Source organism: Oricola sp. (assembly GCF_022763245.1).
Lineage (GTDB): Bacteria > Pseudomonadota > Alphaproteobacteria > Rhizobiales > Rhizobiaceae > Oricola.
The window spans coordinates 1-19,974 of record NZ_JALEGV010000006.1; the positions used below are offsets into that span (position 1 = coordinate 1).

The 19,974-nt window shown below is 62.1% G+C and carries 20 protein-coding genes; 13 read left to right on the plus strand and 7 right to left on the minus strand.

Annotated features, from left to right (window positions below; translation table 11 throughout):
- The 9 genes from MRY80_RS01535 to MRY80_RS01575 all read left to right on the plus strand — a co-directional run.
- Positions 1-2,306, plus strand: a 2,306-nt coding sequence (locus MRY80_RS01535; protein WP_293287232.1) for a conjugal transfer protein TrbE, incomplete at its 5' end; no start/stop codon positions are given.
- Positions 2,278-3,075 (plus strand): P-type conjugative transfer protein TrbJ, encoded by a 798-nt coding sequence (gene trbJ, locus MRY80_RS01540; RefSeq protein WP_293287233.1) that lies wholly within the window; start codon positions 2,278-2,280, stop codon positions 3,073-3,075. The genes MRY80_RS01535 and trbJ, both read left to right, overlap by 29 nt.
- On the plus strand, positions 3,072-3,272 hold the full coding sequence (locus MRY80_RS01545) for a hypothetical protein (protein ID WP_293287235.1): 201 nt from the start codon (positions 3,072-3,074) through the stop codon (positions 3,270-3,272). The genes trbJ and MRY80_RS01545 overlap by 4 nt, the downstream gene beginning before the upstream one ends.
- Positions 3,253-4,419: a P-type conjugative transfer protein TrbL gene (gene trbL / locus MRY80_RS01550; protein WP_293287237.1), complete on the plus strand. Its 1,167-nt coding sequence runs from the start codon at positions 3,253-3,255 to the stop codon at positions 4,417-4,419. Before MRY80_RS01545 ends, trbL begins: the two co-directional genes overlap by 20 nt.
- Before the next feature lie 8 nt (positions 4,420-4,427).
- On the plus strand, positions 4,428-5,090 hold the full coding sequence (locus MRY80_RS01555; protein WP_293287239.1) for a conjugal transfer protein TrbF: 663 nt from the start codon (positions 4,428-4,430) through the stop codon (positions 5,088-5,090).
- 65 nt (positions 5,091-5,155) lie between these two features.
- The gene (trbG, locus tag MRY80_RS01560) at positions 5,156-5,935 is read left to right on the plus strand and encodes a P-type conjugative transfer protein TrbG (protein ID WP_253383819.1); all 780 of its coding nucleotides are present in this window, start codon (positions 5,156-5,158) and stop codon (positions 5,933-5,935) included.
- Positions 5,936-5,939: 4 nt separating this feature from the next.
- Positions 5,940-6,407, plus strand: coding sequence for a conjugal transfer protein TrbH (gene trbH, locus MRY80_RS01565; protein WP_293287241.1), 468 nt, complete (start codon positions 5,940-5,942; stop codon positions 6,405-6,407).
- Entirely contained in the window at positions 6,404-7,708 is a 1,305-nt protein-coding gene (gene trbI / locus MRY80_RS01570) for an IncP-type conjugal transfer protein TrbI (protein WP_293287243.1), read from the plus strand. The genes trbH and trbI overlap by 4 nt, the downstream gene beginning before the upstream one ends.
- Positions 7,709-7,789: 81 nt before the next feature.
- A complete protein-coding gene (locus MRY80_RS01575; RefSeq protein WP_293287245.1) occupies positions 7,790-8,494 on the plus strand; it encodes an autoinducer binding domain-containing protein in 705 nt (234 codons plus the stop codon).
- A 192-nt stretch (positions 8,495-8,686) separates the two neighbouring features.
- On the opposite strand, the gene MRY80_RS01580 is transcribed toward MRY80_RS01575, so the two are convergent.
- The 6 genes from MRY80_RS01580 to traA all read right to left on the minus strand — a co-directional run bounded on the left by MRY80_RS01580 (position 8,687) and on the right by traA (position 16,574).
- The gene (locus MRY80_RS01580) at positions 8,687-9,016 is read right to left on the minus strand and encodes a transcriptional repressor TraM (RefSeq protein ID WP_293287247.1); all 330 of its coding nucleotides are present in this window, start codon (positions 9,014-9,016) and stop codon (positions 8,687-8,689) included.
- A 296-nt stretch (positions 9,017-9,312) separates the two neighbouring features.
- A complete protein-coding gene (locus MRY80_RS01585) occupies positions 9,313-9,984 on the minus strand; it encodes an acyl-homoserine-lactone synthase (RefSeq protein WP_293287249.1) in 672 nt (223 codons plus the stop codon).
- Between the two features lie 1,000 nt (positions 9,985-10,984).
- Complete coding sequence (locus MRY80_RS01590; RefSeq protein WP_293287251.1) at positions 10,985-11,578, minus strand: conjugal transfer protein TraH; 594 nt, start codon at positions 11,576-11,578, stop codon at positions 10,985-10,987.
- Positions 11,579-11,591: 13 nt separating this feature from the next.
- On the minus strand, positions 11,592-12,719 hold the full coding sequence (locus MRY80_RS01595; RefSeq protein WP_293287253.1) for a conjugal transfer protein TraB: 1,128 nt from the start codon (positions 12,717-12,719) through the stop codon (positions 11,592-11,594).
- A 16-nt stretch (positions 12,720-12,735) separates the two neighbouring features.
- Positions 12,736-13,266, minus strand: coding sequence for a conjugative transfer signal peptidase TraF (gene traF / locus MRY80_RS01600; RefSeq protein WP_293287255.1), 531 nt, complete (start codon positions 13,264-13,266; stop codon positions 12,736-12,738).
- Positions 13,263-16,574 carry a Ti-type conjugative transfer relaxase TraA gene (gene traA / locus MRY80_RS01605; protein WP_293287257.1) on the minus strand — a complete coding sequence of 1,104 codons (3,312 nt, stop codon included), beginning with the start codon at positions 16,572-16,574 and terminating at the stop codon, positions 13,263-13,265. Before traA ends, traF begins: the two co-directional genes overlap by 4 nt.
- Before the next feature lie 256 nt (positions 16,575-16,830).
- On the opposite strand from traA, the gene traC reads away from it, so the two are divergent.
- From traC to MRY80_RS01625, 4 genes are all read left to right on the plus strand, one after another.
- Positions 16,831-17,094: a conjugal transfer protein TraC gene (gene traC / locus MRY80_RS01610; protein ID WP_293287259.1), complete on the plus strand. Its 264-nt coding sequence runs from the start codon at positions 16,831-16,833 to the stop codon at positions 17,092-17,094.
- A 4-nt stretch (positions 17,095-17,098) separates the two neighbouring features.
- Positions 17,099-17,314 (plus strand): type IV conjugative transfer system coupling protein TraD, encoded by a 216-nt coding sequence (locus MRY80_RS01615; protein WP_293287261.1) that lies wholly within the window; start codon positions 17,099-17,101, stop codon positions 17,312-17,314.
- Entirely contained in the window at positions 17,301-19,223 is a 1,923-nt protein-coding gene (gene traG, locus MRY80_RS01620; RefSeq protein ID WP_293287263.1) for a Ti-type conjugative transfer system protein TraG, read from the plus strand. Before MRY80_RS01615 ends, traG begins: the two co-directional genes overlap by 14 nt.
- Before the next feature lie 65 nt (positions 19,224-19,288).
- On the plus strand, positions 19,289-19,576 hold the full coding sequence (locus MRY80_RS01625; protein WP_293287265.1) for a WGR domain-containing protein: 288 nt from the start codon (positions 19,289-19,291) through the stop codon (positions 19,574-19,576).
- A gap of 48 nt (positions 19,577-19,624) precedes the next feature.
- Here MRY80_RS01625 and MRY80_RS01630 read toward each other — a convergent pair whose 3' ends face one another.
- Positions 19,625-19,942 carry a DUF736 domain-containing protein gene (locus tag MRY80_RS01630; RefSeq protein WP_293287267.1) on the minus strand — a complete coding sequence of 106 codons (318 nt, stop codon included), beginning with the start codon at positions 19,940-19,942 and terminating at the stop codon, positions 19,625-19,627.
- Positions 19,943-19,974 lie beyond the last annotated feature (32 nt).

Sequence of the window (19,974 nt, forward strand, 5' to 3'; positions counted from 1 at the left end):
AGAGCTCCACCAATATCGAGCGCAACGAGGTCTCGCGGCAGATCAACGCCGTCCTCTCGCGGCTCGGGTCCGGCTGGATGATCCAGGTCGAGGCGGTTCGCGTGCCCACAACGGCCTATCCGGCGCGCGAGGATTGCCACTTTCCCGACCCGGTGACGCGTGCGATCGACGAACAGCGGCGCGACCATTTCATGGCCGAGCGCGGCCACTATGAAAGCCAGCATGCGCTGATCCTGACCTATCGGCCGCCGGAGCCGCGCCGTTCGGCCATGGCCCGTTATGTCTATTCCGACGAGGGAAGCCGCTCGCAAACCTATGCCGACGGGGTGCTCACTTCCTTCCAGACCTCGATCCGGGAGGTCGAGCAATATCTCGGCAACGTTCTGATGATCCGCCGCATGGTCACGCGGACGGTCGTTCGTCCGGAGAGCGGCGACGAGGCGCGATACGACGAGCTCTTCCAGTTCATCCGGTTCTGCATTCTCGGCGAGAACCATCCGGTCAGACTGCCGGCGATCCCGATGTATCTCGACTGGCTGGTGACGGCCGAGTTTCACCATGGGCTCTCGCCGATGGTCGACGGCAGCTATCTCGCAATTGTCGGGATCGACGGGTTTCCGGCCGAGAGCTGGCCCGGCATCCTCAATTCGCTCGACCTGATGCCGCTCACCTATCGCTGGTCTTCCCGCTTCATATTCCTCGACGATCAGGAAGCGCGGCAAAAACTCGAGCGGACCCGCAAGAAGTGGCAGCAGAAGGTGCGGCCGTTTTTCGATCAGCTTTTCCAGACCCAGAGCCGCTCGGTCGACCAGGACGCCATGACCATGGTCGCCGAGACCGAGGACGCGATCGCCGAGGCCTCATCCCAGCTTGTTGCCTATGGCTATTACACGCCTGTCATCGTGATGTTCAACACGGATGAAGCCCGCCTGCGCGATCAGGCAGAAGCCGTCCGGAGGCTGATCCAGGCCGAAGGTTTCGGCGCCCGCATCGAAACTCTCAACGCCACCGAGGCCTATCTCGGCAGCCTGCCGGGCAACGCTCAAGCCAATGTCCGCGAACCGCTGATCAACACCCGCAATCTTGCCGATCTCATTCCGGTCAATTCCGTCTGGGCCGGCAGCGCCGTCGCCCCATGCCCGTTCTACCCGCCGAACGCCCCGCCACTGATGCAGGTCGCCAGCGGCTCGTCTCCCTTCCGGTTGAACCTCCATGTCGACGATGTCGGCCACACGCTGATCTTCGGCCCGACGGGATCGGGCAAGTCGACACTGTTGGCGCTAATCGCCGCCCAGTTCCGGCGCTATGAGCATGCGCAGATCTTCGCATTCGACAAGGGGAAGTCTCTTTATCCGCTGACCAGGGCCGCCGGCGGGGATCACTACGAGATCGGAGCCGGGGAGGGGACAGCGCTTGCCTTCTGCCCGCTGGCCGAGCTCTCGACAGGCGGTGACCGCGCGTGGGCGGCCGAGTGGGTCGAAACGCTCGTCGCCATGCAGGGCGTGACCATTACACCGGACCACCGCAACGCAATCGCGCGGCAGATCGGTCTGCTTGCCGACGCCCGCGGGCGCTCGCTGTCGGATTTCGTCAGCGGCGTGCAGATGCGTGAGATCAAGACCGCCCTGCAGCACTACACGGTCGACGGGCCGATGGGGCAACTCCTCGACGCGGAAGAGGATGGTCTGACGCTCGGATCGTTCCAGACCTTCGAGGTCGAAGAGCTGATGAACATGGGCGAGCGCAATCTCGTGCCCGTTCTGCTCTATCTCTTCAGACGCATCGAAAAGCGCCTCACCGGCGCACCGAGCCTCATTATCCTCGACGAGGCCTGGCTGATGCTCGGGCATCCGATGTTCCGCGACAAGATCAGGGAATGGCTCAAGGTGCTGCGCAAGGCCAATTGCGCGGTCGTGCTGGCCACGCAGTCGATCTCGGATGCGGAGCAGTCCGGCATCATCGACGTGCTGAAGGAAAGTTGCCCGACGAAAATCTGCCTGCCCAATGGCGCTGCGCGGGAGTCGGGAACGCGCGAGTTCTACGAGCGGATCGGGTTCAACGATCGGCAGATCGAGATCGTCGCGACGGCGATTCCCAAGCGCGAATATTACGTCGCCTCACCCGAAGGCCGACGGCTCTTCGATATGTCGCTCGGGCCCGTGGCGCTCGCCTTCGTCGGCGCGTCCGGCAAGGACAATCTCAAACGCATTGATCAGCTCAGCGAGACGCATGGCGAGGAATGGCCGGCGGCCTGGCTGGAGGAAAGGGGAGTGGATGATGCCAAGCGCATTCTCACGCACAGCTAGGATTGCGATAGCCGCAATCCTCTCAGCCTCGTCGGCCACAAGCACCCATGCCGGCGGCGGCGGGTTCTTCGGAGCGACGGAATTCACGCAGATCCTCAACAATGGCGAGCTCGTCGGGCTTGTCGGTCAGTCGGCCGAGCAGATCCAGAACCAGGTCACCCAGATCACGCAGCTGGCCGAGCAGATCCAGAACCAGCTGAGGATCTACGAGAACATGCTGCAGAACACGCTGACACTGCCGAGCCACGTCTGGGGCCAGGTCGAAAGCGATCTGATGCAGCTGCAGAGCCTCGTCCAGCAGGGGCAATCGATCGCCTTCTCGATGGGCAATGCCGATGACGTGCTGCGGCAGCGGTTCGAGAGCTTTGCCGATTTCAAGTCGGGCCTCGCCAATGGCCAGACCTTCTCCTCGAGCTATCAGGACTGGTCCGACACCAACCGCGACACGATTGGAGCGACACTGAGAGCAGCGGGACTGACGGCCGACCAGTTCAGCTCAGAGGAATCGACGATGAGCCAGCTCCGGTCGATGTCGCAGTCGTCGGTCGGTCAGATGCAGGCGCTGCAGGTTGGACATGAGATCGCCGCCCAGCAGGTCGCCCAGGCCCAGAAGCTGCGCGGGCTCGTCTCACAGCAGGTGACGATGATGGGCACCTGGTATCAGTCCGAACAGGCTGCAAAGGACCTCGCGCAGAACCGCCGGGAAGAATTTTTCAATTCGACCGCACCCTCGACATCGGGCGGTCAGACGATGGAGCCACGCTGGTGATCAGGCTCTTCATCATTGCGGTCTGCGTGGTCGTCGTCGTCGTCGGCATCGTTGTCTGGAACGCAACGACAGAACCGGAAGCGCCAGCGGCGGCTGCCGCCCCGGAGCGGCAGCATTTCGATCTCGAAGGCGGCCAGGAGATGCGACCGCGCTGGGGCAAAACGGAAGGCGGGGCCGATGGCACGTCCGGAAACTAGGCTCGTTCTTCTCCTGATCGGAGGCGTCATCCTCTGGGCCAATCCTGCGTTGGCCCAGGAAGGCAGCTTGCTGACGACGCTTGAAAACGAGATCGCGACGGCCGCTCAGGGATGGGAAACGACGATCCTCGACGCGGCCAGATCGCTTTTCTGGATTCTCGCCGGCATCGAGGTCGGGATCGCCGCCGTCTGGCTGGCGATCGCGGCGGCCTCCCTCGACACCTGGTTCGCCGAGCTTGTCCGGCGCATCATGTTCATTGGCCTGTTCGTCTTTATTCTCGAACAGGGTCCGGATTTCACAAAAGCGGTTGTCGACAGCCTGTTCCAGATCGGCGCCGGCGGCGGGTCGGCTTCCCCGGCCAACGTCTTCAATGCCGGTCTCGAGGTTGCGAGCGCCATGTCGGCCAAGGCGCAGTTCGGCCTCTTCGAGGACAATGCGCTGGCGATCGCCGCCGTCTTCGCCATGGTCATCACGGTGATCTGCTTCAGCCTGGTCGCGGCGATCTTCGTCTCGGTCATGGTCGAGATGTATGTCGGGCTCCTCGCCGGCATGATCATGCTCGGCCTCGGCGGTTCGAGCTTCACCAAGGATTTCTCGGTCCGCTATCTGATCTACGCGTTCTCCGTCGGCATGAAGCTGATGGCGCTGGTGATGATTGCGCGGATCGGGTCTGAGGTTCTGATCAACCTCGCCAATTCGCCGACAACGGGCGACGAGTTCCTGGCGACGCTGGCGATCGCCGGCATCTCCGTCGTTGTCTTCGTCATCGCCATGTACGTCCCCAACATCGTGCAGGGCATGGTCCAGGGCGTCTCGGTCACCGGCGGGATGGAAACCATCCGTCACGGCGCGCAGGCGGCAAGCTTCGCGGCGGGCGGAGCTGCGCTTGCCGTCGGCGGGGCGAGGGCGGGGGCCGCGGCCTATTCCGATGCCCGCGCCGCCGGTAGTTCCTTTGGCGGGGCAGCGCTCAAGGGCATGGCGAGCGGCATGGGCGCCGCAGGCGGTGCGGCCGCGTCTGCCGCCCGAGACAAGGCGATCGGTGTTCCGGGCACATGGGGCGCATCCACGTTGGGCCTCGCCAACGCCAAGCTTGACCAGTCCCAGGGCCGTCCCGCCTCCCGACCGAACCGTGACGAGAAAGCGTGACAAAGACCATGGCCAGAACCAGTATCCCTGAAAATCCCTATCTCGCCGCACGCCAGGAATGGAACGAGCGCTATGGCTCCTATGTGAAAGCGGCGGCCGCTTGGCGCATTGTTGGTATCACCGGCATGCTCATGGCGGTCATCGGATTTTCCTACGCGCTTTATCAGAGCACGCAGGTCAAGCTGGTCCCCTATATCGTCGAGGTCGACAAGCTAGGCACGGCGGCGACCACAGGGTTCCCGCAGCAGATCGAATATGCGGATCCGCGTGTGGTGCGCGCGACGCTCGGCAGTTTCATCTCGAACTTCCGCTCGGTCACGCCCGACACGGTCGTCCAGAAGCAATATATCGATCGGGCCTATGCGCTGCTGAGATCGTCCGACCCGGCGACCGAGAAGATCAATGCCTGGTTTCGCAGCAACTCGCCGTTTGACCGCGCGCGCGAAAAGACAGTCGCGATCGAGGTGACCAATATCGTGCCGCTCTCCAACCAGAGCTACCAGATCGACTGGACCGAGTACGAGCGGGACCGGCAAGGCAAGGAACTCGCAACGAGGCGGTTCCGCGGTGTCGCCACGGTGACCCTCACCCCGCCGCAAGACGAGGCGGTGATCCGCCTCAACCCCATCGGACTTTATTTGAAGGATTTTGACTGGACGGCGCAGCTCTAGGTGCCCCGGAGGATAGGTGAATGAAGAAAGAGAATATCCGCGGCATCGCGCTTTGCGCCGGCGTGATGATCGCGGCGGCGACTCTGCCCGCACAGGGACAGCAGCTGACCAGCAACGAGGCGCGCGGCACGCAGCTCTCCGGCCAGTGGCAGCACCGGCAGGGCGTCGTGACGCGCGGCGCCGACGGCAAGGTGATTTTCCTCTATGGCGAGGTTCAGCCGTCCGTCGTCTGCTCGCCGCTGCAGGTCTGCGATATCGAGCTTCAGGCCGGGGAGGTGGTACGCGACGTCCTTCTTGGCGACACCGTTCGCTGGAAGGTCGAACCCGCAACCTCCGGTGCGCCGAGCGGGCAGGCGATCCACCTGATCGTCAAACCGTCCGAAGCCGGTCTGGTCACCTCGATGGTCGTGACCACGTCGCGGCGCACCTATCATATTCAGCTCAAATCGCATCACAGCCAGTACATGGCGCGCGTCGGCTTCGACTATCCCGAAGACATCAACGCACGGTTCGCCGAGATCAATGCGCGCATCGAGGCGAGCGTTGTGCCAGGGGCCGGCGTGCCGGCCGATCAGCTCGATTTTGCATTCCACATCAGCGGGGCGGCGCGCTGGCGGCCGACCCGGATCTACAGCGACGGCATGAAGACCTACATCCAGTTTCCCTCCTCCTTGTCAGGGCAGGAGGCCCCGGTCCTGTTCGTCGTCTCCGGCGGTGAGAACCGGATCGTCAACTACCGGATGAACGGCGCGATGATGGTCGTCGACTACAACATCGATCGCGCCATCCTGGTTTCGGGCGTCGGCCGCCAGCAGCAGAAAATCACCATCCGGCGGGGAGGGTAGGGTGATGCGCAAGATCAGAACCTTTCTCCTTTTGCCCGCGGCCCTGCTGCTTTTTGCGATGCTCGCTGCGTGCCAGACGATGAGTGGACCCGGCCTCATCCGGAGCGAGGTCACGGCCGAACTCACGCCGGAATCGGCAACTGCCATTGCCGGCGACATGGTGGGGCGATTGGCGGAGCATGTGGGCCCAGGCACGACCACGATCGAACTGCGCGGCAGTGATGGCCTGTTTGGCCCGGCCCTCGAGGCGGCGCTTCGCGAATGGGGCTATGCCGTCGTCACCGATCAGGCGACCGAGGGGGCCGCCGTCACGCCGTTGGCCTATTCGATCGATCCCTTCGAAGGCGGCGTGCTTGTCCGGCTCTCGATGCTGCAGGTCGAGCTGACCCGCATGTACACGCTCAGCGCCACGGGCGCGACGCCGGCCAGCCCCTTGTCGGTCATGCAGCGTGGATCGGAGGGCGCATCGTGAGCGAGTCCCTGAAACTTGGCGGCGCAGGTCCGCAGGACGGACCGCGCATCAGGCGCCTCAATCGCGTTCCGGTGATCGTCGCCATCCTGCTGGTCGTCATCTTTCTGGGTGTGATCTTTTACGGCCTGTCGTCGAGAGGGCTGCATTTCGGCGGAGACCCGCAGATCGAGCCGTCATCGGCGCGGCCCGCGTCCAACGACGCCGAGCGCCTGAAGCAAGGTGTGCCGGACGGGATCATCGGCGAGCCGCAGCCCGTCGTGGTCCAGCCGACACCAACCGAGGAGCCTGAGCGACCGAGAAACCCGTTTCAGCGGGAACCTGAACCGACGCCGACCGTCGTCACTGCCCCTGAGCCGACGCTTGAACCGGAAGCGGTGTGGCGGGCGCGCCTGCAGCGCGAACAGGACGAACAGGTCCTAAGGGAATACCAGCGTCAGCAGATGGCAAGCATACAGGCAGCGGGCGCGGCCTTCGACTCTCCGATCGCAGTCAACCTGAAGGACCTTGAGAACGCGAATGCTGCGGCGACGCCGACGTCTGAGCAAACAGGGCTGACGACCGCGAATCGGCCGGCAAGCGCGCTCGATCTCTATAGCGCTGCTCTCCAATCCGGCATCGGGCAGAACGCCGATCCGAACGGGCAGGCGTCGAAACAGCAATTCTTCAACCAGGACATCGCGGACCTCGGCTATCTGCCGAACTCCGTGGTGCCGCAAATGTCGCCGTTCGAGCTGAAGCGCGGCTCGGTCATTCCGGCGACACTGATCACCGGCATCAACTCCGATCTTCCCGGCCGCATCACCGCGCAGGTGTCGCAGAATGTCTATGACAGCGCGACGGGAAGGCGGCTCTTGATCCCGCAGGGCGCGAAGCTGTTCGGCCGCTACGATTCCGAGGTGACGTTCGGCCAGAACCGGGTTCTGGTTGTTTGGACCGACATCATTTTCCCGAACGGTTCGACCCTGCAGATCGGCGGCATGGCCGGGACGGACGGAGCCGGCTATGGCGGTTTCCACGATCAGGTCGACAACCACTATCTGCGCACGTTCGGATCGGCGATCCTGGTGGCGCTCATCGGCGCCGGCACCGACATGCTGCTCCCCAACGATAACAGCACGACAACAACGGTGGACAGCGCCAGCGATGCGGCGCGGCGATCCTTCGCCGAGACCTTCAGTCAGATTTCGGAGCAGACCGTTTCGAAGAACCTCAATGTGCAGCCGACCCTGGAGATTCGGCCTGGCTATCGCTTTAATATTTTGGTCGATCAAGACATAATTTTCCCAAAGGCTTACCGATAACCTTGGCTTTCGCCTCCTGCCTGCCCAACTATCGCCTACAAATCCGTCGAATGAACCTTATACTTTCATCTGGCCAAGCATTTGAACGATATTCTGATAGGTCTGATCGACAAACTCTCACTGCCGCTGGATGATACTGCGGCGCGGCGTACCCTCCGGGATTTCGCCTCCGGCGCTGGTTTCGATTATTACGCCTATGTCCATCTGTGCGGAAAGGAGAGCTTTGCGGTCTCGAATTATCCCCAGAAGTGGCAGGAGCAGTATGTCCGCGCCGGTTATCTCCATGTCGATCCCGTCGTCACCCGCGCAAAACATGGCCCCCCGGTCTTCACGTGGTCCGCTTCGGAAGCAAGGCGCATGGGCCGGCGCGATATCTCGCAAATGTTCGCGGCTGCGGCCGAGTTCGGCATTCGGTCCGGTCTCTCAATATCGGTGCCTGTCGGCTTCAAGAATCGGATGATTTTTACGTTGGTTACAGACCGCGCGGACCCACTCGACGTGCGGAAGGTAGACCCTGTGACCGCGGCCGTTTGTGTTGCATTTGTTCACGCGCGTCTCGCCGGCGCGAAACAGGATGTGTCTCTGGCAACCGATATTCGTCTTTCGCCAAGAGAGGCAGAATGCCTTAGATGGTTTGCGGAAGGCGTAACAATGCCAGATATCGCTCTGACTGTGGGCGTCTCCTATTCGTCAGTGCGCTCATATCTCGATGCGGCAACGCAGAAGCTCGGAGCCGCCAATACCCGCCAGGCCGCGTCCATGGCGATACGTATTGGGCTTATTTGAGAAGGGCGTTCCGCTACAGAACAAAGTCAGAATCGCACAATGGAAGTGTCGCATCTCTAACTGGCCCAACTGTTGCATTACTAAATGGCTGCTATATGCGCATGTCGCATAATATAGCTTATGGAACCAACCGCCGTTTTTTCGGCGTGATTCCCGTGCCTTACGAAGGTGCCCGATCGATCCAGCAGTGGCTCAGTGACTGGTTTCGTCCTCGGGCAAACGCGGCACACGGCCCAGCTTGTCGATGACCGCCGACGTGATCTGATGATGGGCGCGCATCATCAGTAACGCCAGCCGGTAGTCGTGGCGGATTTCCTCGGTTCTTTCGTCGAGCGGTGCCTTGGCTTCCAGCGTGGACAATTTCTCGTACAAGGTCTGCGCGTGTTCGAGGTGGCGCCTTTGCTCGCGAATGACGTCCAGAGCGAGGCGCTCGAGCGCGGATTCGTTCAACCCGGCCAGAATCGCGGCAATGGAATGTTTCGGTAATGATGGTTCGAGATTAAGAATGATCGGTTGTGGCAATAGTGACAGTATCCCGCGGCTTGGCACGCGGTGCGCCCCCGCGTTGATTAAGACCTCGACCCCAAGCCGGGGGTTAGAAACCGCCCTAGACGGCCCTGCGACCTTTAGCACCGAGGCACCTGGACATACGTCACAGGCCCCCGGCCGTAAGCCGAAGGATCCTGGCACCGGGTCGGCCGGTGCCAAACCGCTAGGGAGGGTTTCTAAGCCCCGAGGCGGCGCGTAACGCCTCGGGGCAGAGCATATTTGATCAGGTTAACCAACGCCAGACGCCAACCTGCGTGTTTTCATAGGAATTATTCGGCATTTACCATATGTCCGGTTGCCGACCGCAACGGCAGTGCAACATCGACGAGAACCGGTTCGCGGAAACTGCCCGCGGCACCCAGCCGGGACCGCATGTCCTGGCTCATATCGAACAGGCCGGCATAGGTCATGGTCTTACCGATTCGCGCCGGCGCCCCGATTTGCTCAAAGCAGCAATCGATCGATCTGAAAATCCGCGCCATTCTGGCGTCGAAGACGGACACGATGTGCTCGATGCCGGCCCGTTGGGCGGTTTCAACCATCCCGCACAGGAGTTCCACAGTTGTCCGGTTCACCGTGTGATTTGCGTCGGCCCGGTCCTTCGCTTCGAAGACGCGCGGATTGATAGCAAAGCGAGAGCTCTCCCAGATCAACGGGCTCTCGACCGCGCCACCCGGCATGAGCACAGAAGACACATCCCTGAGCATGTTGGGACCGGTCGTAGGCAGGAGGCGAACCGCTCCGCGCAACTGCCCGGAATGCTCGTCAAGCGACAGAAGGTAGAGCGGATCCTCCGCATCGAACCGGTCGATCTCGCGGCCGTTTTTAACGTGGACCTCCCAGCCGAGACGTCCGGAAAAGACTTCCGCACGCATGCGGAACATTTGATCGATCAGTTCGGCATGCTTGTCCTGATCGACGCTTTCGATTGCAAAAATCATGATGGTGATCTCCGTTCGTTTGTTGACGACGGAGACACCAGTTATCGGTCATGTCTCGGCTCTGAAATCCGGCTCATCGGCCGGGTTTACAAGGTATCGACAAGCAACCGCGCTCGATATGCGATTGATACTGCGTGAGTGTTGCTAGTAGCCTTGAGCTTGTGGCGGGCGCTCTCTAAATAGCAGCGGACGGTGTGCTGCGAGAGCCCCAGGATTGTGGCGCACTCCCAAGCCGTTTTACCTTCCGCGATCCATTGCAGGCATTCGAGCTCGCGCGGGGAGAGATGTGAGTTCGGCGGTCGGGTCCCCTCCAGGTGCAGAACCTTGTCATGGATATGTGTGGCCAAGACCTGGAAATCGCGCAGATAGAGGAGCTTATCATGCGCCCAGTCGCGATCAGTCCGGTTGCAAGTAATTGAGAACAGCGCACGATCTCCATGCGGGCCATGGACTGGTATCGAGAGACCCTTCTTCCCGAGACCGAATTCGGACGCTTCGCCAAACAGAGTTTTGACCCTCTCGTCGCTTCGAGCGAACCCGTCCCAATCGAGTGGCAGGAGGCTGCCGGAAACCGGTCTGGATGACCGGGTCAATCTCCACGAAGCAGCGCTCTCTGTAGTGCTCCACCCATTCCGACGAGTAAGTCACTGCAAGAAACGGATCGTTGTTCGATCGGCCAGACAGGCGGACCCCGAAATATGCTGCGGATTTGAGTCCGTAGCCCGTGGCGAGTTCATTCAGGACGGCATCAAGGCTCTCGCGATGCGAAACTTCGGCGATGCGTGAAAGTATGGTGTTGAAGCTTGAGCCGGCGATATCTGACATGTTTGGGCCTGTTCTGGATTGATTTCGCGCGTATTTGTTGTTTCCTGTCAATCCACGTCGGACTGCACGCCGAGGTTTGGACTGTTCATCCCAGCGGCCTGAAGGCAGTGGACTATTACTTCGAATCTAGCCGACTTCTGGAACGTTGATCCAATGGGAGGGTGGCGTGATCGGGTCAATTGTTGGTGGGGCGACACAACACGGAAGGATCGATCCGAATTCCGGCGAGATTGGGGTCTGATTGTACAGCGGAGTCGCGCGCCGCGTCCGCACACGCCGGCGACACCTCCGCTTGAACCGGCACCGCTTCGCTAGCACGGGTTGGCTCCGGTTTCTCCGCGTAGAACACCTGCTCTCCCTCGAACCACCCGGTGAAATAAGCCTTCACCGCCATCTCAAACCCCGAGGCCTCGCCCTCCTCACCCCGCTCGCCAGCGATCCTTAGAACCTTTCCGAACAGCTCCGTACCGAGCCGAAGGTTTTCGCAGGTATCGAAGAGTTCGAGGCCGATCTCCGATGGATCTGCAATTCCGAGCCCGGCCGGATATTGGGTCAGCCCAACTCTGACATTTGCTTTGTCGACCCATTGCTTGGTGGTTTCAACCGCCTCCTCGACCGATTTCGGAGCCGGGACAAGGATCATCTTCTCACCCTGGAACACGCGGATCGTAAGATGGTCTGGCGCATTCATCTCGGCCACAAATTGCTGCACCACGGCGACCTCGAGGCGCGGATCGGCGCATTGCTGAATGAGGTCGACGTCGATCATCTCGCAGCTCCCATCAGGTGTTGAACGCGATGACGAGTGGCAGCCCGAACAGCGACGCCCACGCCCTGGCCGTCGCTTTCTGGATCGGGACAATGTTAGTGTCGCCGGTCCACCAGCCATTGCCTGTCGCCACGATGATGTCCGGCCCTAAGAGCATGGACTGAAGGATTGGCCAGACAATGAGCTGCTCATAGCAGATCAAGGGCGCGATCGACGTCCCGGCAAATCTGCCGGTGGGATTGCCGAAGAACTGCGCCGACGCGCCCCCGGATGCCCCAGGCCGCCACATCGAAACCGGCACCGGCATCCGCTCCCTATAGAAGATCCTTGCCCCCTCACCTGTCAGCTCGATCATGACATTGTCATAGCCGCTCTCGTTTATGACAACAGCTCCGCCGGCGACGACGACATCGAGGTCAGCGAGGTTTCGGGTCCAGAGACGCTCGGTGGTCGGCGTCCAGATCCCGAGCGCGCTTTCTGGCAGAACAATCTTGGTGGCACCGTCCCCTACTGCTCGCCTGACGAGGGCGATTGTCGTCATATGCTGAGCGTAATCGGCATGTTCGCCGGCGACCTGATAATCGAACGTCGTGTCAATTCCGACCCATCCCTCCGGCGGTTCGGGATCGGTCCAGGTGACTGCGGAAAGCGCAAAGGCCGTGCCCATTGCGACACCGGCCAGCGGCCAGGCTCGTGTGGTCATCGCCGAGAGGCCGGCGGCGGTGGCCGCCAATCCTGTCCAGCCCCAACCGGGGAAGAGCACGCCGGCCGCGGTGATCGGACTGGCCCACCCGACGATGCCGAATGGCGGCACGCTCATCAGCGTCGCCGCGCCCAGATATCGCAGCGGCCGATGCCACCCGGGCTTCGGCGACCAAAGGACCGTGTGCACCGCAACGAACATCGTTGACGCGGCGATCCAGAGACCAAGCCCCACCCAGATATCGCTCGCGTAGAAAATCGATACGCCAACGGGCAAGCCACGCGACGCCGCCGTGAAATATGCCATCGAAACCAGACCTGCGACCAGCCGCGTCGGGGCGAACGCCCAGAGCGCGGGAAAGAGGCACGCGACCGGGAGGAGTAGCACCTCGCCGCTCCATCCGATGGCACCGACCGCGGCGGCAGCGACGATGAACATTGCAGCGGTGACCATGCTACGGTGTGAAGGTGAAAACCGGTTTCGCCAACCCGAGAACGCCGGCGGCCGGGATCGGCCCAAAATATCGTGAGTCATACGAACCTCTGAATGTCGAAAAAAGAAACAGCGTGTCGGGGGGCACGACGCCGCCGGGATCGGGCGTCAGAGCCCGGCCCGATCCGTCACGCGGCTGAATCGCGGATTGCGGCAGAGCGAGACCATCGATTGCGACGGATGCGCCGATTTCGACCGTCTGCCCGGGCAGCGCCACGACGGTCTTGATCAGCGGGCTGAGCCAGCCGGGGCAGAGGCCGCGCCGTACATAGCCGCGCTCACGTGCCTGACGAAACACGTCGGTCAGCGGCGGGCAAATGAATATCCGATCCCCGACCCGGACATCGCGGTTCAGCGTTTCGATCCGCCAGAGTCCGAGCGGATAGCTCGGTGTCAGATTGACCCGAAAGCCGGCACCATATCCCAAGCCGAACAGCGCAAGCAGGACGCAAGCGAGAGCGGCAACCACGACGATCCGGCGCCGCCGGCTCACTGCCTGAGCCCCTGGCTCTTGGTCTGGGTTTGCCGCATCGCCTCGGACTCCTTCAGGGCCTGCTGGGTGCGCTCGTGAGCGGCCAGTTGCTGGCCGGCCCGCATGGTCGGCCAGGCGGTGCTGAGTTTTTCCCGGTCGCCGAGCGACATGCCTTGCGCCGCCTTGTCGAAGGTCGATCCGGACGGGTCCTTGGCTGCATTGCCGAGCAATGTCCGCTCCCCGAACCTCTCAGAGACCGCCTTGTTGAAGGTGTCGAGTTCGGCCTTCACCATGCGGTCGGCCAGCGCAAATCCGAGCGCGGCCGGCAGATCGTTGCGGTCGATGGCGTCGCGGACCTTTTCCATTGCCCGCGCCGCCGCCGGCGACAGGGACGGAATGTCGATCGAGGTGCGTTTGCGATGCCCTTCCTCTTCCAGCCTGTACTTGGCCGTCGCCCTCTCCCTCATGTCGAGATAGCGTTCGAGGTCCTTGCGCAGTGCTGGCACGTTGACTTCCGCCACATGACGATCCTCCCGATCCGAGCGGCTCGCCAGTAACCCTTCCCGACCCTTGAGCGCGCCGAAGCTCGCCGCATTCCGCTCGATCTCGCCGAGGCGCTGCCTGGCAACGTTCGGATCTTCGACAACCGCCTCCATGCGCATGGCCTTGAAGGCGCTTTCGGGATCCGCATAGACGAGATGAATACGATCAGAGAAATTGTCCCACTGCTTCTGCAAGGCCGGATCGGCCTGCAGCTTTTCGTCCGCAGCGTCGGTGACCGACATGGTGAAACTGGAAATGCCCTTGACCATCGGCGAAGCCTTTCTGACTGATTGCGGAGATTGATGAAGCGGCTCATCGACCACGCCCAGACGCGCGCCGACGGCCCGAAGTCGTGCACCGAGATCGACGAGTTTCTGTTTCTGCCGGATCGTCCATTGAACCCGGTCGCGCATTAGCGTCCGTGCAACCCGGACGAGATGGAGACCGCGATTGTTGGCGAAGCGCAGCGCTTGGGCGTAGAAGCGGCCGCCCGCGTAATCGAGCGTGACTTCCTTGGCGTTCTTGCGGGAGAGGAGCTTCTCGAGACCGCCGGCGAGATGGAAGGACCGGTTGCCATAATAGAGCGCCATATCCTCCCGATGCCGGGTCATCGCGACATAGGTCAGGTGCCGGTCGAGCGAGAGCGAGGCCAGGACCTTCACAAGGTCGACGGTCGCGCCCTGCGACTTGTGGATCGTCGTGGCATAGCCGTGATCGAGATTGCGATAGAAGCGCTGATCGACGGTTACGCGGGTGGCCCCCTCCCCGTCTCCGATCGTCGCAACGATACGTCCGGGTGCGGCCTCGGCGACCTTGCCGATCATGCCGTTCTTGACACCGAGTGAACCTTCGTTCTTGAGGAAAACGATCTGGTCGCCGGCGGCGAACTGCCTGGTTCCATCCTCGGTCCTGAAGGCGTGGCCGGCTTCGATCAAGCCGCGCTCGACGAGCTTCTCGCGCGCCATCGTGTTCAACTGGCGGACATCGCGCCGGAGATGCGCGAGGATCAAAGTCGACTTTGCCGGGTCGTAGTCCCGGTTCCAGTCGGCGATCAACCTATCGATCGCATCGGCCTTCAGCGTCTGCGCGATCAATTTGCCATTGGCGCGATAGGCAGAAAGCGCTTCCTTGACGCGGCCGCGGGCCAGATCGAGGGATGCCGCCCGCATCCAATCTTCGTTCTGGCGATAGATGGTTTCGAGCTCGGCATAGCCGGTGCGTTCGACGATCGCGCGGAACGCCGCACCCGCCTCGATCGGCTGCAGTTGCTCGGCGTCACCGACCAGGACCAGTTTGGCGCCGGACCTGGTGACCGCTTCAACGAAGGTCGCCATCTGCCGGGACGAGACCATGCCAGCCTCGTCGAGAACGAATATTGTCTTGTCATCGAGACGCCGGCGGCCCTGTTGCCAACCAAGCTCCCAGGAGGCGAGCGTGCGCGACGGGATGCCGGCTTCCTTTTCCAGACCCTCGGCCGCCTTGCCCGCAAGCGCGCCACCGACGACGTTGTACCCGGCCAGTTCCCATGCTTCCCGGGCGGCCTTCATCATCGTGGTCTTGCCGGCCCCTGCCCGGCCGACGACGGTCGCGATCCGCTCGCCGCCCACCACATGCTCGATGGCCGTCCGCTGCTCTTCCGACAGCCGCTCATGCCGGCCGAACACGGCTTCCAAAACCTTCCCCCGGACTTCGAACCCGCTCTTTCCCGAAAGCCAGTCCGCGCGGCTGACCATCTCGGCCTCGAGCCGGATCATCGCCCTCGTCGTCAGCCGCGCCGGGACACGCGCGCCTGTCGCGAAGTCAATGGTCTCATCGGCGAGCTTCAGGCATTCCGGGCTTTCCGCAATACGCGCCAGGAGACGCTGGAAGCTTTCGGGATCGTCGATATAGCGGTGCAGGACCTTTGCGATGTCGCGCTGATCGAAGACGCTCTTCTCCGAGGTGAGAATGTCGAGCACCAGCTCGGGCCGGTTCTCGATTCGCACGGCGTTCTTTTGCCGTTGCGCCTCATGAAGGGCGAGCCGTTCGAGGTCGATGGCGCTCGCCCTGATCTCGGCCTTGCGCTGCAGCGCCTTCGCCGCGACACCGATATGAGTGGTCGGCTCGATGTCGATGCCGCGCTCGGCGTAGGACCGGCCATCGACACGGATTTCCAATCCGGCCAGAGCCAGGTGGTGGTTTTGGAGGTCGAGCCATCTTTGCCGTTGCTCAAGGAATTCCGGCTTCTCACCGGACCAGAGCTTGTACTGGATTTTTCCGGTCTTGGTCCGAACCGGTTGCCCGTCCGGTCCGAGCACGGCGACCTTCTTGGATCCGAACCCGTGCTCGGTCAGGGGGCGTAGCGTGGTCATCAGGTGGATATGCGGATTGCCCGGATCGTCGTGGAAGACCCAATCGGCAACCTGACCACGAGCTAGAACTTGCTCGACGACGAACTGCCGAACGAGCGCGATGTTCTGGTCCCGGCTGAGCTCGACCGGCAGAGCGATGATGAATTCCTTGGCGAGCTGGGCATCACTGCGTTTCTCGAAGGCCTCGACCGCATTCCAGAAGGATTCCGCCGCGCTTGCCACTGAGCGGTCCGCGATCATGTCGCGGGCCCATTTTGGGGCATCAGGCGGCAGCAAGAACTCCTCGTGGGCGAGGTTCTTCTTGTTCGAATAGTCGACCGTGCGCGCTTCCGCCTCGTGGCTCATCTTCGCGCAATGGCGATAGGCGGCGGACAGGACCGCGCTGCGGCCATTTCCGCGCGAAATGAGCTGAGGTGTGAAATGCGTGATCGCCACGGGCCATCAAGCTCCTGAGAAACAAGTCCAACCTTGTTCCGAGAAGACGGCGGCCTACCCATCAGGGGCCGCCAGCAGCACGTCGCGTTTCGCGACGTATTACTGCGCCCTTGGACGCGTTCCTTCGGAACGCTGGGATGATCTCTGAAAGTGGCGGGTCTCTCGACCCGGCATTTCTGCCGGGATGCGCTGAACGCGCACCCGGGCGATTCTGCTCACGGCTTTCAGCCATTCGCCAGAACCGGGAGCTAACGGAATGAAAAAGTCCTCATCGAAGATCAAAGAAGACATTGCCAGACTGCAGGAGCAGCTCAAGGCCGCAGAAGCACGCGAGGCCGAACGGATCGGACGACTCGCGCTCAAGGCCGGTCTCGGAGAAATCGAGATCGACGATGCCAAGCTCGTCGAAGCCTTCGAGGATTTGGCAAAACGGTTTCGTGGCGGCGGCGGCGAGACCCGGAAATCCCCGCCCGCGCAAAACCCGGCTGGCGCGCCTTCGGGCGCGAATAGCGAGGCTTGAGCGCATGCGGCAGGCAAGCCAGTCCGACGCGCGCAAGAAGGACACGCGCGAGAAAATCCAGCTCGGTGGTCTGATCGCCAAGGCGGGCCTGCGCTACGAGAAGCGGGCGCTGCTCCTCGGACTGCTGATCGACGGCGCCAGCCGGATCAGGGCGGACGAAGCGGAGCGGGAACGGCTGACGGCGATCGGAGCGGAGGCGTTTTCCAATGACCCTGAATAAGCTCCTCCTTCTGATTGCACCGGTCGGCTTGATGATGGCCGTGTCTCTCGGGCTCACCGGCTCGGAAACCTGGTTGGCGCGGTTCGGCAATTCGCCGGAGGCACAACTGACGCTGGGGCGGATCGGCATTGCCCTGCCCTATGTTGTCGCTGCAGCCATCGGGATTGTCTTCCTCTTCGCCGCGCGTGGTGCCATGGCTATCAAATCCGCCGGACTTGGTGTCCTTGCGGGCGCACTCTGCGTGGTCGCCATCGCGGGGATGCGCGAGTTGACGCGCCTCCGCGGTTTCGCGGACGCGGTTCCCGACGGCCACCGGCTGATCGAATATGCTGATCCTTCGACGGGCATCGGGGCGATGGTCTGCTTCATCGCCAGCATGTTCGCGCTACGGGTTGCGCTGCGCGGCGATGCCGCTTTCGCAAGCATGAAGCCACGCCGTCTGACGGGCAAGCGCGCGATCCACGGATCGGCGGACTGGATGTCTCTCGGCGAGGCGAAACGGATGTTTGGCGGAGACGGCGGCATCGTCGTCGGCGAGGCCTATCGCGTCGACAAGGACAGCGTTGCGAGCCACGCGTTCCGCGCCGATGACAAACAGTCCTGGGGGGCCGGCGGCAAGTCGCCGCTCCTGTGCTTCGACGCATCTTTCGGATCGACCCACGGTCTGGTCTTCGCCGGATCGGGCGGTTTCAAGACGACGTCGGTCACGATCCCCACAGCGCTCAAATGGGGTGGCGGGCTGGTGGCGCTCGATCCGTCTAATGAAGTCGCGCCCATGGTCGTCGATCACCGGCGCAAGGCCGGACGCGAGGTCTTTGTGCTCAGCCCGAAGGATGCGTCGGTCGGCTTCAATGTCCTCGACTGGATCGGCCGCTATGGCGGGACAAAGGAAGAGGATGTCGTTGCCGTGGCGAGTTGGGTGGTCACCGATGTCGGCAGGCAGACGTCCATGCGCGACGATTTCTTCCGGGCCTCCGCCTTGCAGCTCATCACGGCGCTGATCGCCGATGTCTGCCTCTCGGGGCATACGGAAAAGGAAAAGCAGACGCTGCGCCAGGTGCGCATGAACCTGTCCGAACCGGAACCGAAATTGCGCGAGCGGCTGCAGTCAATTCACGATAATTCCAAGTCCGAGTTCGTACGGGAGAACGTCGCCGCCTTCGTCAACATGACGCCGGAAACCTTCTCCGGCGTCTACGCCAACGCCATCAAGGAAACCCACTGGCTGAGCTATCCGAACTATGCGGCGCTGGTGTCCGGATCGAGCCTGTCGACCGACGATTTGGCGAAAGGAAAGACGGACATCTTCGTCAATCTCGATCTAAAAACACTCGAGGCGCATCCGGGCCTGGCGCGTACCATTATAGGCGCACTGCTCAACGCGATCTACAATCGGAATGGAGAAACGAAGAGCCGGACGTTGTTCCTGCTCGATGAGGTGGCACGGTTCGGCTATTTGCGCATTCTCGAGACGGCGCGGGACGCCGGTCGCAAATATGGCATCAGCCTGCTCCTCCTCTTCCAGTCGATCGGGCAGATGCGCGAAACCTATGGCGGGCGGGACGCCACATCGAAATGGTTCGAGAGCGCGTCCTGGGTCTCATTCGCCGCGATCAACGATCCTGAAACCGCCGAATACATCTCGCGGCGATGCGGCAATACCACGGTCGAGGTCGATCAGTTGAGCCGGACATCGCAGATGTCGGGATCGTCGCGGACGCGGTCAAAGCAGTTGGCGGGACGGCCTCTGATCCTGCCAGAGGAAGTGCTGCGCATGCGCGGTGACGAACAGATCGTCTTCACTTCGGGCAATGCGCCGCTTCGCTGCGGGCGCGCGATCTGGTTCCGGCGCGATGACATGAAATCGGTCGTGGCGACGAACCGGCTTCATCAGGAAGACCGAAGATGAGATGATGGGTTATCGATTCATAGAACTGATTGGGCATGGGAATCGCTGTCGGCGAGACTCTTCCCATGACTTTTCGCGAACCCGAGCCCGTCCATCTTCGCCGCATCGACCCGGCACAGAATATGCGGCGCTTTTATTCCCTCTCCGTTCAGCCAACGCTGTTCGGGGGCGCTACGCTCATTCGCGATTGGGGAAGGATCGGAACGCGCGGCCAGACAATGATGGAGACATTCGACACGGCCGATGATGCCGATCTGGCATTCGACCGTCTGCTGCGAAGTAAGAGACGCCGTGGGTATCGCGATGCGTTCGGGGATCAAGCCGCATCAGTGAGTGCGACCGATAAGCGCTGACATGCGAAAGGCCCCGCCTTGCGGCGAGGCCCTTGTCTTCCGGGGAGATCAGTCGCGCTTGCTGTTCGGGCGCGACCAGATCAGCTGCATGCCGTCTTGGCCTTCAACCTCGACCAGGGTGGCGTAGATCGGAGCCGCGAAGCTCGGGTCGTCCAGCTTGACCGAGAGATAGTCGCGTTCGGTTCCCTTGGCCTGCTTCTGCCAGGCGGCGCCCAGTTCGACGGCGCCGGAGAAGATGCGGAACTGCGGGCCATTGTCGGAGGGGTTCTCGACGTGCTCGAAGCGGGCCTTGACGTTGAGGGCGAGGGTGTTGATCTGACCGGTGAAGCCGTTCTTGGTGGTGGTGAAAGTGCCGATGTTTGCCATTGTCCTATTCCTTTTCGATGTTTCGGGCCGCG